Annotated in this window: 21 protein-coding genes; 19 read left to right on the top strand and 2 right to left on the bottom strand. The window is 48.8% G+C overall.

Annotated elements, in window-relative coordinates:
• The first annotated feature begins 7 nt into the window (after positions 1-7).
• From JJQ72_RS17600 to JJQ72_RS17535, 14 genes are all read left to right on the top strand, one after another.
• Entirely contained in the window at positions 8-313 is a 306-nt protein-coding gene (locus tag JJQ72_RS17600) for a KOW domain-containing RNA-binding protein (protein ID WP_138227130.1), read from the top strand.
• A 2-nt stretch (positions 314-315) separates the two neighbouring features.
• Positions 316-531 carry a translation initiation factor IF-1 gene (gene infA, locus JJQ72_RS17595; RefSeq protein ID WP_006212898.1) on the top strand — a complete coding sequence of 72 codons (216 nt, stop codon included), beginning with the start codon at positions 316-318 and terminating at the stop codon, positions 529-531.
• 75 nt (positions 532-606) lie between these two features.
• On the top strand, positions 607-720 hold the full coding sequence (gene rpmJ, locus JJQ72_RS17590; RefSeq protein WP_003333770.1) for a 50S ribosomal protein L36: 114 nt from the start codon (positions 607-609) through the stop codon (positions 718-720).
• A gap of 18 nt (positions 721-738) precedes the next feature.
• Complete coding sequence (rpsM, locus tag JJQ72_RS17585; RefSeq protein WP_138227129.1) at positions 739-1,107, top strand: 30S ribosomal protein S13; 369 nt, start codon at positions 739-741, stop codon at positions 1,105-1,107.
• A gap of 19 nt (positions 1,108-1,126) precedes the next feature.
• Positions 1,127-1,522, top strand: a complete 396-nt coding sequence (rpsK, locus tag JJQ72_RS17580; protein WP_054956043.1) for a 30S ribosomal protein S11 — start codon at positions 1,127-1,129, stop codon at positions 1,520-1,522.
• A 131-nt stretch (positions 1,523-1,653) separates the two neighbouring features.
• A complete protein-coding gene (locus JJQ72_RS17575) occupies positions 1,654-2,598 on the top strand; it encodes a DNA-directed RNA polymerase subunit alpha (RefSeq protein ID WP_138227128.1) in 945 nt (314 codons plus the stop codon).
• 34 nt (positions 2,599-2,632) lie between these two features.
• A complete protein-coding gene (gene rplQ, locus JJQ72_RS17570; protein WP_138227127.1) occupies positions 2,633-2,998 on the top strand; it encodes a 50S ribosomal protein L17 in 366 nt (121 codons plus the stop codon).
• Between the two features lie 382 nt (positions 2,999-3,380).
• Positions 3,381-4,172 carry a tRNA pseudouridine(38-40) synthase TruA gene (gene truA, locus JJQ72_RS17565; protein ID WP_208204482.1) on the top strand — a complete coding sequence of 264 codons (792 nt, stop codon included), beginning with the start codon at positions 3,381-3,383 and terminating at the stop codon, positions 4,170-4,172.
• 278 nt (positions 4,173-4,450) lie between these two features.
• Complete coding sequence (gene rplM / locus JJQ72_RS17560; protein WP_138227125.1) at positions 4,451-4,888, top strand: 50S ribosomal protein L13; 438 nt, start codon at positions 4,451-4,453, stop codon at positions 4,886-4,888.
• Between the two features lie 19 nt (positions 4,889-4,907).
• Entirely contained in the window at positions 4,908-5,300 is a 393-nt protein-coding gene (gene rpsI, locus JJQ72_RS17555; protein ID WP_046680986.1) for a 30S ribosomal protein S9, read from the top strand.
• A 208-nt stretch (positions 5,301-5,508) separates the two neighbouring features.
• Positions 5,509-6,201, top strand: a complete 693-nt coding sequence (locus tag JJQ72_RS17550) for a phosphoadenylyl-sulfate reductase (protein WP_138227123.1) — start codon at positions 5,509-5,511, stop codon at positions 6,199-6,201.
• Between the two features lie 51 nt (positions 6,202-6,252).
• Positions 6,253-7,422, top strand: coding sequence for a sulfate adenylyltransferase (gene sat, locus JJQ72_RS17545; protein WP_208204481.1), 1,170 nt, complete (start codon positions 6,253-6,255; stop codon positions 7,420-7,422).
• 74 nt (positions 7,423-7,496) lie between these two features.
• Positions 7,497-8,249, top strand: coding sequence for an N-acetylmuramoyl-L-alanine amidase CwlD (gene cwlD, locus JJQ72_RS17540; protein ID WP_208204480.1), 753 nt, complete (start codon positions 7,497-7,499; stop codon positions 8,247-8,249).
• Positions 8,250-8,341: 92 nt separating this feature from the next.
• Entirely contained in the window at positions 8,342-9,418 is a 1,077-nt protein-coding gene (locus tag JJQ72_RS17535; RefSeq protein ID WP_243896194.1) for an Mrp/NBP35 family ATP-binding protein, read from the top strand.
• A 94-nt stretch (positions 9,419-9,512) separates the two neighbouring features.
• Here JJQ72_RS17535 and gerD read toward each other — a convergent pair whose 3' ends face one another.
• Positions 9,513-10,232 carry a spore germination lipoprotein GerD gene (gerD, locus tag JJQ72_RS17530; RefSeq protein WP_208204478.1) on the bottom strand — a complete coding sequence of 240 codons (720 nt, stop codon included), beginning with the start codon at positions 10,230-10,232 and terminating at the stop codon, positions 9,513-9,515.
• Positions 10,233-10,359: 127 nt separating this feature from the next.
• On the opposite strand from gerD, the gene JJQ72_RS17525 reads away from it, so the two are divergent.
• From JJQ72_RS17525 to JJQ72_RS17515, 3 genes are all read left to right on the top strand, one after another.
• Positions 10,360-10,953 (top strand): KinB-signaling pathway activation protein, encoded by a 594-nt coding sequence (locus JJQ72_RS17525; protein WP_208204477.1) that lies wholly within the window; start codon positions 10,360-10,362, stop codon positions 10,951-10,953.
• Positions 10,954-11,033: 80 nt separating this feature from the next.
• Entirely contained in the window at positions 11,034-11,213 is a 180-nt protein-coding gene (locus JJQ72_RS17520) for a hypothetical protein (protein WP_208204476.1), read from the top strand.
• Between the two features lie 5 nt (positions 11,214-11,218).
• Positions 11,219-11,722, top strand: coding sequence for a M24 family metallopeptidase (locus JJQ72_RS17515; RefSeq protein WP_208204475.1), 504 nt, complete (start codon positions 11,219-11,221; stop codon positions 11,720-11,722).
• 315 nt (positions 11,723-12,037) lie between these two features.
• On the opposite strand, the gene pdaB is transcribed toward JJQ72_RS17515, so the two are convergent.
• Positions 12,038-12,841 carry a polysaccharide deacetylase family sporulation protein PdaB gene (gene pdaB, locus JJQ72_RS17510; RefSeq protein ID WP_138227117.1) on the bottom strand — a complete coding sequence of 268 codons (804 nt, stop codon included), beginning with the start codon at positions 12,839-12,841 and terminating at the stop codon, positions 12,038-12,040.
• Between the two features lie 93 nt (positions 12,842-12,934).
• On the opposite strand from pdaB, the gene JJQ72_RS17505 reads away from it, so the two are divergent.
• Together JJQ72_RS17505 and JJQ72_RS17500 are read left to right on the top strand one after the other, a co-directional pair.
• Positions 12,935-13,546, top strand: coding sequence for a stage II sporulation protein M (locus tag JJQ72_RS17505; protein ID WP_208204474.1), 612 nt, complete (start codon positions 12,935-12,937; stop codon positions 13,544-13,546).
• Positions 13,547-13,723: 177 nt separating this feature from the next.
• Positions 13,724-13,954, top strand: a complete 231-nt coding sequence (locus tag JJQ72_RS17500; RefSeq protein ID WP_046680992.1) for a hypothetical protein — start codon at positions 13,724-13,726, stop codon at positions 13,952-13,954.
• Positions 13,955-14,304: the final 350 nt, after the last annotated feature.

Genomic DNA, 14,304 nt, shown 5'->3' with positions numbered 1-14,304 from the left:
TGATACGTTGAATAAACCAGTCACATTGAGCTTGGGTCAGGTCGTTAGGATCTTGAGAGGCAAAGGTGCCGATCAGCATGCCGTTATCGTTTCTATTGAGGACAGCAAGTATGTTAAGATAGCGGATGGGCACAGCATTAAATTCGATCAGGCGAAGAAAAAGAATATTCTTCATCTGATGCCTCAATCCTTTATTAGCAGCGAAGTTGTAAACAGTTTGCAAGAAAGCGGTCGGGTAACAAATGGAAAGCTGCGGTTCGCCGTCAGCCGATTTTTATCCGAGAATCCGAATGCTGATCAGAAAGGAGAATGATTGTGGCCAAAGAAGATGTCATTGAAGTCGAAGGCACGGTCATCGAGCCGTTGCCGAATGCAACATTCAAGGTCGAGCTGGAAAATGGTCATCAGATTTTAGCTCACGTCTCCGGGAAGCTGCGGATGCACTTTATCCGTATCCTTACAGGTGACAAAGTGGTTGTCCAACTTTCACCATACGATTTAACTAAAGGTCGTATCACTTACCGTAAATAGATGTCGTTTCCGTCTGGAAACAACAAAAGCTGCGAAGCGGTTTTACTGATGTAAAACTTGGAGGAGGTAATTGACATGAAGGTAAGACCTTCTGTGAAGCCTATTTGCGAGAAATGCAAAGTCATTCGCCGCAAAGGGAATGTAATGGTTATCTGTGAAAATCCGAAACACAAACAAAAACAAGGTTAAAGAAGGGGGTGTAGCGTAATGGCTCGTATAGCTGGTGTGGATTTGCCACGTGACAAACGCGTTGAGATCGCCTTGACTTACATTTTCGGAGTCGGCAAAACGACTTCCCAGAAAATTATCAATGAAGCAGGCATCAATCCGGACACTCGTGTCCGTGATCTGACAGAAGACGAAGTAAACAAATTGCGCGAAACGATCGACGGTAATGTGAAGGTTGAAGGTGACCTGCGTCGTGAAATTTCTTTGAATATTAAACGTCTCTCGGAGATTGGCTGCTACCGCGGTATTCGTCACCGTCGTGGTCTGCCTGTCCGTGGTCAACGTACTAAAACCAATGCTCGTACACGTAAAGGTCCTCGTCGTACGGTAGCGAACAAAAAGAAATAAGAAAGGGGGATAACAGACAATGGCTAAACCAAAAAAAGTCGTACGTACTAAACGTCGTGACCGCAAAAATATTGAATCTGGCGTGGCTCACATCCGTTCCACGTTCAACAATACGATTGTTACCATTACGGATCCCCACGGAAATGCTATTTCTTGGGCGAGCTCCGGCGGCATGGGTTTCAAAGGTTCCCGTAAGTCCACTCCGTTTGCTGCACAGATGGCTGCTGAAACAGCGGCTAAAGCAGCAATGGAACATGGCATGAAGGCTGTAGAGGTTATGGTTAAAGGTCCGGGCGCTGGCCGTGAGGCAGCTATCCGTTCCCTCCAGGCTGCAGGTCTTGAAGTTAACCTGATCAAGGACGTAACACCAATTCCGCATAACGGATGCCGTCCGCCAAAACGTCGTCGCGTATAATGAAGTCATCCTGTTAATGTGGTATAAATCCGGTGCAATCTGCTAAGAATGGTTGTTTAGGCATACTACATGGATTACTGGATAAGATGACAGTTTCATATAGGAGCGACGTTTGAAGGAGGGGTACTTGCGTGATTGAAATCGAAAAGCCGAAAATTGAGACCGTTGATGTCAATGAGGAAGGAACCTATGGAAAATTCATAGTTGAACCGCTGGAGCGTGGCTACGGCACAACGCTGGGGAATTCTCTCCGCCGCATTTTGCTGTCCTCGCTGCCTGGCGCAGCTGTCACATCTATTCAGATTGACGGCGTTCTGCATGAGTTCTCTACGGTTCCGGGTGTCATGGAAGACGTGACTGAAATCATTTTGAACCTGAAGGCTTTGTCGCTGAAGATTCATTCCGACGAAGAGAAAGTGTTCGAAATTGATGCGGAAGGCGAAGGTGTCGTGACTGCCGGAGACATCCGTGCAGACAGCGATGTGGAGATTCTTAATCCGGATCTGCATATTGCGACGCTTGGCCCGGGTGCAAGACTTCATATGCGTGTTTTCGCCAATCGCGGTCGTGGCTATGTCCAGGCGGATCGGAACAAGCACGATGACCAGCCTATCGGCGTCATTCCCGTCGATTCGATCTATACGCCGATCAGCCGTGTCAACTACAGCGTTGAAAACACCCGCGTAGGTCAAGTGACCAACTATGACAAGCTGACTATGGAAATCTGGACGGATGGCAGCATTCGCCCGGAGGAAGCCGTCAGCCTTGGCGCCAAAATCCTGACCGAGCACCTCTTCCTGTTCGTCGGTCTGACCGACGAAGCGAAGGATGCCGAGATCATGGTCGAAAAAGAAGAAGACAAGAAAGAAAAAGTGCTTGAAATGACGATCGAAGAGCTGGATCTCTCCGTACGTTCCTATAACTGCCTCAAACGTGCCGGCATCAATACGGTACAAGAGCTGACGACGAAAACTGAAGAGGATATGATGAAGGTCCGTAACCTGGGCCGCAAATCCTTGGAGGAAGTTCAAGAGAAGCTTGAAGAGCTAGGTTTGGGACTCCGTTCGGAAGAATAGTCTCGCGATTGCTTTAGCAAAGGAGGGAAAACACATGGCATACCAAAAGTTGGGCCGCGATTCCAGCGCGCGTAAAGCGTTGTTTCGTGACCTGGTAACTGATCTGTTCTTGTACGAGCGTATTCAAACAACCGAGGCGAAAGCCAAGGAAGTGCGTTCCATCGCTGAAAAGCTGATCACCAAGGCAAAGCGCAATGACCTGCATGCACGTCGTCAGGTAGCTGCATTTGTTCGTCGTGAAACGGTTGATGGTGAGCAGGATGCAATTCAAAAGCTGTTTGCTGAGATTGCACCTCGTTACTCCGAGCGTGCCGGCGGATACACTCGTATCCTGAAGCTGGGACCTCGTCGTGGTGACGCAGCTCCTATGGTCTATCTGGAACTGGTAGACCGCGCTTAATCATTACAATCTAACCTGTTAGATCACTATTGAAATCTTGTGGCTGCAGCCGAAAGGTTTCAATAACGACAGTGAGCTTTGCATCCGAAGTGACTGTAGTTATGTATGCCCGGCTCGTTACCGATTTATCCCCTGTGATAATCGTTCAGAGCCTAGATCAGGGACGTGGTTCGAGATGGAACATGCCGTACTTGTTCGGCTCCTCTCGGCTACACCTGTGGCATCGTAAGGTAGGCCTTCTAGTCATGCAGCTGACTGTGAAGGATCGGCTGGCATGATGAAAAGGAGCTCCTTGGTGGGCTCTTTTTTTAGGTGTTTTTGGACCAGGCTGCACTCACCTAACCGGGGAGAACGACATCAGGCACCAGGCAGGAGGGAAATTATGCGCAATCTTCTGATGAGAGTAAGCTACGACGGTACGAACTATAATGGCTTTCAGACACAGCCGGACGGCAACACCGTTCAGGATGTGATTGAGCAAGCCATCTACGGCTTGACGGGGGAATCGTTGAAAATCACGGCCTCAGGCCGAACCGATGCCGGCGTTCATGCTCGGGGACAGATTTTTAATTTCTGCTCCGCAGCCATGATTCCTCCGGAGCGGTGGTGTTCGGCTCTGAACTCCAGGCTGCCTTCGGACATTGTCGTAACTGATGCACAGGAGGTTTCGCTTGATTTTCATTCCCGCCGGGAGGCGAAGCGCAAAACCTACCGATATACGATCAACGCCAACCAGTTTCCGGATCCTTTTCATCTCCGTTATCAATTTCACCATTACGGGCGGCTGAATGTGAGCGCAATGGAGGAAGGCTTGAAGCATTTACTGGGCACGCACGATTACACCAGCTTTGCTTCCCGCCGCTCCACCAAGCCATCTCATGTTCGGACGATTTATGATGCATGGATGGAGGTTGACACCAGCATGAGCCGGGATCACCCACGAGATCAGGGTGTCGTACACACCTATATCACGGGCAGTGGATTTTTACAGCATATGGTGCGGATTATTATGGGTACGCTGATTGAGGTCGGTGAGGGCAAACGTACGCCTGAAAGCGTTAGGACTGCGTTAATCGCGCAGAATCGTGCAGCGGCAGGGCCAACAGCGGTCAGCCATGGCTTGATGCTGTGGGACGTTGAACTGGATGCAGCCTCTTATATAATCAGGACTTAACAGGCACTGGGCTAATGCTGAGATCGCTGTTTTTGGAGACGGTGTAAACGTCCTGGCAGCAGCGCTGTTTTCAAGGTCATTACCTTAAAAAACACTTGCAGTTTATGCGTGTATCCTGTATTATATAAGTTGTGTTTTCTTAACGGCTCTCCCACAGCCCCGGTTGAGAAAATGCCGTAATACGATCCATCTAACACTTAAATTTGCTTCACACATGAACGAAGATAAATGATGAACATTTGAAACTTTTTCGGATGAATACAAGGAGGAAACTTAACATGCGTACCACCTATATGGCGAAGCCAAATGAAGTTGAGCGTAACTGGTACATCGTTGATGCCGAAGGCAAAACGCTTGGCCGTTTGGCAAGTGAAGTTGCGGCTCTGATCCGCGGCAAGCACAAGCCACAATTTACTCCACATGTGGATACTGGCGACTTTGTAGTCGTAATCAACTCGGAGAAGATTGTACTGACCGGGAAGAAGATGTCCAACAAGAAATACTACCGTCACTCCATGCATCCAGGTGGATTGAAAGTGACTGTTGCTGAAGACCTGATCAAGAAATTCCCTGAGCGCGTGATCGAAAGCGCCGTTCACGGCATGCTTCCTAAAACTCGCATGGGCGAGAAAATGAAGCTGAGACTGAAAGCATATGCAGGCACAGCACATCCACACGAAGCTCAAAAACCAGAAGTTTACGAACTTCAAGGTTAATTAAAAGGAGGACAGTTTCATGGCACAAGTACAATACTATGGGACAGGTCGTCGTAAGCATTCGGTAGCACGTGTTCGCCTTGTACCGGGTGAAGGACGAATTGTCATCAATAAACGCGATATCAACGAATATTTCGGTTTGGAAACTCTCAAGCTGATCGTTAAGCAACCTCTGACACTGACTGAAACATTGGGCAAATACGATGTTCTTGTCATTGCTCATGGCGGCGGCATTTCCGGTCAAGCTGGCGCAATCCGTCACGGTATTTCCCGTGCATTGCTGAAGGCTGACCCTGAATTCCGTGGTTCCCTGAAGAAAGCTGGATTCCTGACTCGTGACCCTCGTATGAAAGAACGTAAGAAATACGGTCTTAAAGCGGCTCGTCGCGCTCCTCAGTTCTCCAAGCGTTAATATTGTTTTTGCTCTTACGAAAGCTCTTGGCCAACCGGCCAAGGGCTTTTTTTGTCGTTCACAAATTGTCCTGCTGTTCATATTATGCTTTCAAATAACCAGCAAAAAGGCTAACTCAGGTGTTGACAATATATAGGAATGGTCTATACTTAATTCATACTAATTACGTAGGATTATGTGGGATTAATAAGTACTGGAGGTCAAAGACATGAACTTATTAGAGAAAGAGCAGTTAATCCAAGAGCAGGCTATTGCATTAGAGACGGCTTCTGCTGAAGAAATCATTCGATACGCTGTTCAAACCTTTCCCAACATTACGTTTGCCTGCAGCTTTGGTGCAGAGGATGTAGTGCTTGTGGATATGGTTCAGAAGATCAGCCCGGGAACGGATATCTTTTATTTGGATACCGACTTTCACTTTGAAGAGACGTACCATACCCGGGATCGGTTAGTAGCGAAATATAATATGGAATTTGTTCGCGTTGCACCAGTCCTCTCGCCGGAAGAGCAGGCGGCACAGCATGGAGATACGTTATGGCAGGTGAACCCGAACCAATGCTGTAATATCCGCAAGGTAGAGCCGCTCACACGAATTTTGTCTCAGTACGATGCCTGGATTACAGGGATCCGACGCGATCAGGCGCCCACACGCGCCAATGCTAAAAAGATCGAGTATGACCATAAGTTTGGCCTGGTGAAGTTTAATCCGATCGCAGATTGGACTCAGGATGAGGTATGGGCATATATCCGGGAGCATGACGTTATTTATAATCCGCTTCATGATCAGAATTATCCGAGTATCGGCTGCCACTATTGCACTCGTCAGGTGATGCCGGGTGAGGATCCGCGTGCTGGACGCTGGTCCGGGAATGAGAAAACGGAGTGCGGACTTCATAAATAAATCAATTCATACCTGAAGAAGAACAAGAACAAAGAACAGGAGGCTCACTTCATGACAACCATTCAGCCGCACGGTGGTGCGCTTATTAACCGTATTGCAGAACCGGAACGACGTCAGGCTTTATTGGAGTCTGCAGGCAACCTGCCTGCCATCCCTATCAATACATGGGCCATTTCAGATCTGGATCTGATCGGAGTCGGTGCGTTTTCACCTCTACAAGGCTTTATGAGTAAAAAAGATTATCGTGCTGTCCTGGACACGATGCGTTTGGCAGACGGAACCGTTTGGAGCATTCCCGTGACACTAGCCGTGCCGGATGCTACAGCCGTTACTTTGAGTGCCGGTGAGCAGGCCGCATTGATAGGGGAAGAGGACGGCGTGATCTACGCCATTCTGACCGTTGAGGACGTCTATAGCGTAGATCAGCGGGAAGAAGCGCTGAAGGTGTTCAAAACCGAGGATCCGGAGCATCCAGGGGTCAAGAAGCTGTTTGAGCGTCCTAATATATATGTGGGAGGCTCTGTAGAGATTCTCAATCGGCCTCAGCCTGCCCGTTTCCAGGAGTTTTACTTCGATCCGGCGCAGACACGTGCTTTATTCGAAGAGCGTGGGTGGAAGACCGTAGTGGGCTTTCAGACCCGCAATCCGGTGCATCGGGCTCATGAATACATTCAGAAGAGTGCCATGGAAATTGTGGATGCGCTGTTTCTGAACCCGCTCGTCGGTGAAACCAAGTCGGATGATGTGCCGGCTGATGTACGTATGAGAAGCTATCTCGCTTTGCTGGAGCACTATTACCCACAGGACCGCACATTTCTGGGCGTATTCCCGGCGGCAATGAGGTATGCAGGACCAAGGGAAGCCATTTTCCATGCGATGGTCCGCAAAAATTACGGCTGTACCCATTTCATCGTCGGCCGGGACCATGCGGGGGTGGGCGATTACTACGGTACATATGAAGCCCAGGAAATTTTCCGCCATTTTGCAGCAGAAGAGCTTGGCATTACCCCGCTGTTCTTTGAGCACAGCTTCTTCTGTATCCAATGCGGCAATATGGCATCCAGCAAGACCTGCCCGCACGATAAGGAGCAGCACCTGACCTTATCCGGCACGAAAGTGCGCGGACTGCTGAGAGAGGGCAAGTGCCCGCCGCCGGAGTTCACACGGCCTGAGGTTGCAGCGATCCTCATTGAAGGCATGAAAGAGCAGGTCAGCGTCTAGAACGCCGCGACATATTTATCCATCTTGTCCCATACATATAAGTACAACACTTATAGGGACGAGGTGGATTTTTTATGTCCAGGCCGGAACGCGATAAGGTGACCATATGGATCTCCTGGAAAAAGATAAAGCAAAGCCTGATCGGGCTTGGACTGCTGCTCTTACTGCTTGCCGTAGTGACCTACGAAATTCCAACGAACAAAACCGTTCAATATTGGAGCCTGCCGCTGGCAGGAAAGGTCATCGCATTGGATGCGGGTCATGGTGGCCCGGATGGGGGAGCTGTCAGCCGCCAGGGCGTGATTGAGAAGGATATTAATCTGGCGGTCACGCTGTATTTGCGGGATTATCTTCAGCAGGCAGGAGCCTTGGTGATCTTAACGCGAGAAGGGGATTATGATCTGGCCTCTCCGGAAACCGCGGGATACTCCAAGCGAAAAACCGAGGATCTAAACAATCGGGTGCGGCTGATTGAAAATAAGCAGGCTGACCTGTTTATCAGCACTCATCTGAATAGCATTCCTTCTAACCGCTGGAGTGGTGCCCAAACCTTTTACCCACCGGGAAAAGAAGAAAGCAGACGTTTAGCGGAGCTGATCCAGGGTGAAATTCGTCACCAGCTCGAGAATACGCAGCGGCTGGCCAAGACGGATGACAAAATCTTTTTGCTGCAAGCGCTCAAAATCCCGTCCGCACTCGTAGAGGTCGGCTTTCTGTCTCATCCGCAGGAGTCCGAAATGCTGAGGGATGAGAAGTACCAGCGAAAGGTGGCAGCCTCTATATATAATGGCGTTCTGAGATATAGTGCAGGAGAGCGCTCCAACTAATCGGCAGCACGGGTGAAGTAGTGGTATAATGTAGGCTGAATAACATTCCAGAGATTGAGCCACTAACCAAAGTTGAGGTGCGATTCGATATGCTGATAAGCAGAGAGCAGGTACAGGAGATTTTACAGCCGCTGCAGGACCCGGAGACTGGACAGAGTCTAATGGAGCTGCAACGCATTCGTGACATTGTAGTTAAAGATAACACCGTGCGTTTATCCGTCACGTACACAACCGAAGAGACGCGGACGCTGCTGAATGCGCAGATTCGAGAGCTGCTGCAGGCACTGGGAGCAGAGGATATTCATATCCGGATGCGGCCGCTGGAGGACAAGTCGAAGGAAGAAGAGCTGGACCGCGAGAAGCTGACCAAAGGACACGCAGCCGGGATGAAGCATGAGCTGCTGGCCCCGGAATCGGGCGTTCAGTTTATTGCGATTGCGAGCGGGAAAGGCGGGGTGGGGAAATCTACCGTGACCGTTAACCTGGCGACCGCGCTTGTCCGCGAAGGCAAGAAAGTCGGCTTGATCGATGCAGATATTTACGGCTTTAGCGTTCCGGACATGATGGGGATGGAGGAAGGCCCCGTCGTTACGGATGACGGCGTCATCATTCCAGTGGAGCGGTTTGGCGTCAAGGTGATGTCGATGGGCTTCTTCATTCGGGAGAACAGCCCGGTCGTGTGGAGAGGGCCGATGCTGGGCAAAATGCTCCGTCAGTTTTTTGATGATGTAGCTTGGGGTGACCTGGATTACATGCTGCTGGATTTACCTCCCGGTACCGGTGATGTAGCGCTGGACGTGCACCAGATGATCCCGCAGAGCAAAGAGATTATTGTTACCACACCCCATGCCACGGCGGCGTTCGTAGCTGCAAGAGCGGGAGCTATGGCGCTTCAGACGAACCATGAGGTGCTGGGCGTTATCGAAAACATGGCCTATCGGAACTGTCAGCACTGCGGCGAGAAGGATTATATTTTCGGCCGTGGAGGCGGAGGAATGCTGGCAGACAATCTTCATACCGAACTGCTGGGACAGCTTCCATTAAGCGCACCGGACAACCTTCCGACAGATCCAGACTTCTCCCCATCGGTATATAAAGAAGACACTGAGAGCGGCCAGATTTATGAGGAGATTGCAAAGGCTGTAATTTCAAAGTGTGCACCCCGTTAAGACAACCTTAATGCATGAAATGTCCATAGACTAAAAATAAACTCCCTGATTTCCATAATCAGGGAGTTTATTGTATGGCCAGATCAGCACTGCGTTAGCTGCCACCACCACTGCCTTCACCGCCGCCACCGCCGCTTTCCCCTTCACTGCCGCCTTCACCGCCGGCCTCTCCGCCATTTTCACTGCCGCCGCCGCTCTCGCCGCCCTGCTCCTTTTCAACGGCTGGCTGCAGCTCATCCTTCACAACCGTCTTCAGCAGTTGCAGGACTTCCATCCGGAAGAGCGGGTTTTGCATGGCCTCTTGCATAATTGTCATCGTCTGCTTACGGTAATCCGGCGTTTTCGTCAGCTCTAAGAAGGATTTCATGATTTCAGGTGACTTCATAATTTCCTCCACGGACTTTTGATACGTAGGGTCCTTGATGAGCTGGAGATGAAGCTGCTTACTTTCAGCGTTGATCGCTTTAGCAAATTCACCTGCAAACTGGGGGTCGGTCATGATCTTCTCAATTTCTTTTTTATAATCCTCAGACACGAGTGTATCCTTGACGGCCAGACGAATATCGTCGCCCGACTGGGCCGACAAAATTTTAGCGCCAGAAGCTCCACCGCTTTCGCCGGACGATGAGCCGCCGCCCAGAGCCTCCTCGACCGCTTTTTTGCCCTCGTCTGTTTTGAGGATATCAACCACCATGGATTTCATCTCTTTATAGCCCATCTGCTGGGCAGTATAGCCTTGATCGGAGCCGCACCCCGTTACTAATACCAAGGTGAGTCCCAGACCGCTGAATAAACAAAATAAAGGCCGCTTCATGCCCGTAGTCCTCCTTTGTGTGGGTGCTGTCCATAGTATGTGATGGAATGTAAGAAATATGTCGAAGTGATCATGGTTTTTTATTGAGAAGGTTGGTAAAATAATGACTTGTGGGGGTGGAGATCACTTGAGCTTACGGAAGTGGGCAAGATTATTTTGGAAAACGATGCTGGTCGGCGCGATTGCCGCAGTGATAGCAGGTGTGGCGCTGCAGCTGGCGACGGGCAATATTGAGTTTAAGGGAGCGGTCGACCTGACCATCTATCCGTTAATCCTGCTGGGATACGGTGCACTGGTCAGTGTGTACTCGCAATTAGGTTTTTTTGCTTATCTAACGCTGAATTATATCGGAATTGGTGTATTTCGGCCAAAAACCTGGGGATACGTTCAGCTCGTCTTGTCCGTACTGGCTCTGATGGAGCTTATTTTTCTGCGGACATTTGTGGGGAACGAACAAAATTTCACTTGGGATTTAATCATTGCGATCGGGATTCTGCTGACCGCCGTTGTCGTTACTTACTTCAAAGTAAAAATGACAAACAGCAAAGCGCTGATCCCAACCATGTTTTTCATGCTGGCAGTGACCATTCTGGAAATCATCGGCGTATTAAAGATTGGCGAGAACAATGCCACTGTATTTTTAATTATTCCTTTACTGGCATGTAATGCCTATCAGATTCTGACGCTGCATAAAGTGACCCAGAACGTAGAAAAGAGCTAATTCACTTAGCTCTTTTTTTGTTGCAGCGTGTCTGGTTAGACAAGCATTTTCAATCCGGGCAGGTTTGAAGGGGAAGCGGGTTGATTCCTATGATTCGTGAAGAGATCGATTCCAAGTCACCGGAATCCACAGCTGCCATTATTTATGGTTCGCTTATCGGCTATGCCATGCTGAACATCCATCACCATATGCTGACTGAGATGGATATTGAAAGGATTGTGGATACGATTTTTTGGGGCATACAGTCGAAGGAGAGATGAATACAATGGTTACTCTGAAATCAAGAGCAGAAATTGAAGAAATGAGAAAAGCCGGTCGAATTGTTGCTGCTTTTCATCAGGCCGTGTCTGATTTAATCGTGCCTGGTGTTACGACCCTTGATATCGAGGCGTTCGCGCTTCGGTTTCTGAAGGAGAAAGGCGCTAAAGCAGCTATAGTCGGGAACCGTATAGGGGATGTGATGCACGCGGTGCAATCTCATGCTGAGCAGCATGGATTCTCCGTGGTTCGTCATCTGCTCGGACATGGTGTAGGACGGGAAATGCACGAGGAACCCAATTACCCTCATGTGGGCAAGCCTGGCAGAGGCTTTCCTTTAAAAGAAGGAATGGTTATGACGATCGAGCCGATGATCAACGCTGGAACAGCGGTCATGACGGTAGATGCTGATGGATGGACCGCGAGAACGGCTGACGGCTCGCTTTCGGCACAGTATGAACACACCATCGCTATTACTGCAGACGGTCCGATCATATTGACTACAATGTGAGTCACCCTGCCAATTCACTCTTTTTAAAACCCGTTTCCAGTCCACGGCCAAGCCAAAGAACCATTGCATAGCCTGGAAACGGGGATACAGGGCTGTTTAATCACTGTTACATTACTACCGAAGCTTTGATCGTCATGTATTCAAATTCATCATTTTATCCCCATCGTATTGATTTCTTCTTCAGTCTCCTTGTATAAAAGAACATCCTCTTCCATCATTTCTTCATGCGAAGTACAAACTCATAGGCAACCCACCGTGGAAAGGAATTCGCCTGCTGTGCTAACATGAACTTAAAAGCTACATCACAGTGAGCATTTAACGATTCACTGCATCCTCTATATGCTTTTGCATTGTAGATTGATCCTGAACGGGTGAGCCTTTGGTGCTGCTTTGCTGCAGCAAATCGGTTACGGTGACGAATTCATAGCCCTTGCGGCGCAGCTCATCAATAATGTCCGGAAGCGCTTCGTGAGTCTGTTTCACGGAGTCGCTGGCATGAAGCAGAACAATGTCTCCCGGGTGCGCCTTACTTACAACGCGATCTACAATCTGGTCGGTGCCAATGTTTTTCCAGTCCTGAGAATCGGTGTCCCACTGAATGACCGTATAGTTCAAGCTGTCGGCGATGCTCAGCACTCTTTTGTCGAAATCGCCGTTCGGAAGCCGGATTAGCCTCGGTTCTTGTCCCGTCACAGTGGTTAAAATAGAGTGAGCCGTTGTAATCTGCTTGCGTATTTCCTCATCTGACAGCGTACTATAATTATCATGCTTGAATCCGTGGCTGCCGATCTCAAAACCGCCTTCCTTGATCTTGCTCACGATATCAGGATGGCTTTTGCTCCAGGGTGCGGACAGGAAGAAGGAAGCCTTGGACACCCCCTTGTCTTTCAACACCTGTAAAATCGGCTCGGCGCGCTTCTCTCCCCAGCTAATGTCAAATGTCAAAGCAATCTGCTTCTTCTCTGTCGGGACACTGTACACGGCCGCAGGCGTGTTCTCCGAGAATACGGAAATATGATCACTTTCCACATAAATGACTCCGACCGCAAAGACGGCAGCAGCAAGAACAAAACTGAACCGCTTAATTTTCTGCCCATTCAAAACATAAAAGAAACTCATACCGGCAGGCTCCTCTCCCTTCATACTGCAAAAAGCTTGTTTACTAAAATCTATGCTCGTACCGATAACTTATTACTGTAAAGGAGGCAGCGTATGTATCGATTTACTACTTTTCTTAAAGACCTGGGCACGATTCGTGGTGTTCTGATTGTATCTGCTGTACTGTTTGTGCTCGCGGTCGCAGCGGGCTGGAACGCCAGCCAGGAGATCCAGGAAATCTTAGCTGGAGAAATTCAGGCCTTAGCAGAAACAAGCCAGAATTTGAGCGCGTCGGACAATCCGGAGCTGAGCTTTTTTGTGTTTATTTTTCTGAACAATGCGATCAAAAGTTTAATAGTCATGTTTGCAGGCCTGCTGCTCGGAATTATTCCTTTTGTGTTTCTGGCCATGAACGGGATGGTGCTTGGTTTTCTCATGGAGCTGGTTCGTGCAAACGGTGGAGATCTCAATGAGCTTATCTTTAAAGGCTTACTGCCGCACGGCATTATTGAAATACCGGTGCTCATCATTGCAGGAGCTTACGGACTCATGCTGGGTGCTCTGGTCATTCGTAGCATTCTTCCCGGTCAGGAAAAAGGGGAGGCTCTTGGCTTGAAGTGGAGAACAGCATGGAAAAAAACGGGCACGGCCTCTCTATGGATCCTAATACTGCTCTTCGTAGCCGCAATAATTGAAAGTACAATTACCCTGTGGCTGATGTCATAATTTTCCCGGAATATGAGCATACCTAATAAAGCAGTTTACGACCTATCGGATTTTGTTTATTGAACATTATGGATGGCAAGCAAGAAGGGTGGAAGTTCGACAGTTCATGCACATACATAGGGGAACGGAAGCGGGAGAGCAGAATAACCGCACCGGAATCCAGAGGAGGTCAGGATGATGCTCGGAATGCTATTTAACGAGAAAGAATGCAAAGAGCTGGATTACGTACTGCGAAAAGAGCTGGATGAAATGCTGCTGGATTTGAGTGACCAGCGATTGGATGCCAATATTAGACACGCTATTGCGAACCGGTACAAAACGGTGTTTCGGATGTATGCCCGGTTTGCGCCACAGAAAGAGCTTTCTAAATATGCGCGTAACGGGAAGTTTCCGCAAATCAAGCATTGAAATTCAAAAAAAGGGTTGACTGAGTCGGCGAATATATGATAAATTAATTTTCGCTTCCTTTGGCGATATACCGCCGATTCAGCAGCCAAGCAAGAAAGAGCTTCACCGCTCAAAAAACTTTTTGAAAAAAAAGCTTGCAAGCTTGCTAGGAAGTATGATATATTATAAAAGTCGCCGCTGAGAGATGCGACGATGAGGAATGAACAGAATTGATCTTTGAAAACTGAACAACGAGTGAGTTAAACCGATCTTGCCTTACGGTGAGATCAACAATGAGATTTTATAATCTCGTCAGTTTTGAAATGAGCAATTGAACTCAACTTTCATGGAGAGTTTGATCCTGGCTCAGG

The organism is Paenibacillus sp. F411 (assembly GCF_017582705.1).
GTDB classification, from domain to species: domain Bacteria; phylum Bacillota; class Bacilli; order Paenibacillales; family Paenibacillaceae; genus Paenibacillus_AQ; species Paenibacillus_AQ algicola.
Note: the sequence above shows the minus strand (reverse complement) of the source record. Positions and strands in the feature narration are given on the sequence as shown.

Bases quoted from the DNA above. Each gene is read 5' to 3' on its own strand.
- rpmJ (WP_003333770.1), top strand. From the start codon at position 607: ATGAAGGTAAGACCTTCTGTGAAGCCTATTTGCGAGAAATGCAAAGTC.
- rpsM (WP_138227129.1), top strand. From the start codon at position 739: ATGGCTCGTATAGCTGGTGTGGATTTGCCACGTGACAAACGCGTTGAG.
- rpsK (WP_054956043.1), top strand. From the start codon at position 1,127: ATGGCTAAACCAAAAAAAGTCGTACGTACTAAACGTCGTGACCGCAAA.
- rplQ (WP_138227127.1), top strand. From the start codon at position 2,633: ATGGCATACCAAAAGTTGGGCCGCGATTCCAGCGCGCGTAAAGCGTTG.
- truA (WP_208204482.1), top strand. From the start codon at position 3,381: ATGCGCAATCTTCTGATGAGAGTAAGCTACGACGGTACGAACTATAAT.
- rplM (WP_138227125.1), top strand. From the start codon at position 4,451: ATGCGTACCACCTATATGGCGAAGCCAAATGAAGTTGAGCGTAACTGG.
- rpsI (WP_046680986.1), top strand. From the start codon at position 4,908: ATGGCACAAGTACAATACTATGGGACAGGTCGTCGTAAGCATTCGGTA.
- JJQ72_RS17550 (WP_138227123.1), top strand. From the start codon at position 5,509: ATGAACTTATTAGAGAAAGAGCAGTTAATCCAAGAGCAGGCTATTGCA.
- sat (WP_208204481.1), top strand. From the start codon at position 6,253: ATGACAACCATTCAGCCGCACGGTGGTGCGCTTATTAACCGTATTGCA.
- cwlD (WP_208204480.1), top strand. From the start codon at position 7,497: ATGTCCAGGCCGGAACGCGATAAGGTGACCATATGGATCTCCTGGAAA.
- gerD (WP_208204478.1), bottom strand. From the start codon at position 10,232: ATGAAGCGGCCTTTATTTTGTTTATTCAGCGGTCTGGGACTCACCTTG.
- JJQ72_RS17515 (WP_208204475.1), top strand. From the start codon at position 11,219: ATGGTTACTCTGAAATCAAGAGCAGAAATTGAAGAAATGAGAAAAGCC.
- pdaB (WP_138227117.1), bottom strand. From the start codon at position 12,841: ATGAGTTTCTTTTATGTTTTGAATGGGCAGAAAATTAAGCGGTTCAGT.
- JJQ72_RS17505 (WP_208204474.1), top strand. From the start codon at position 12,935: ATGTATCGATTTACTACTTTTCTTAAAGACCTGGGCACGATTCGTGGT.
- JJQ72_RS17500 (WP_046680992.1), top strand. From the start codon at position 13,724: ATGCTCGGAATGCTATTTAACGAGAAAGAATGCAAAGAGCTGGATTAC.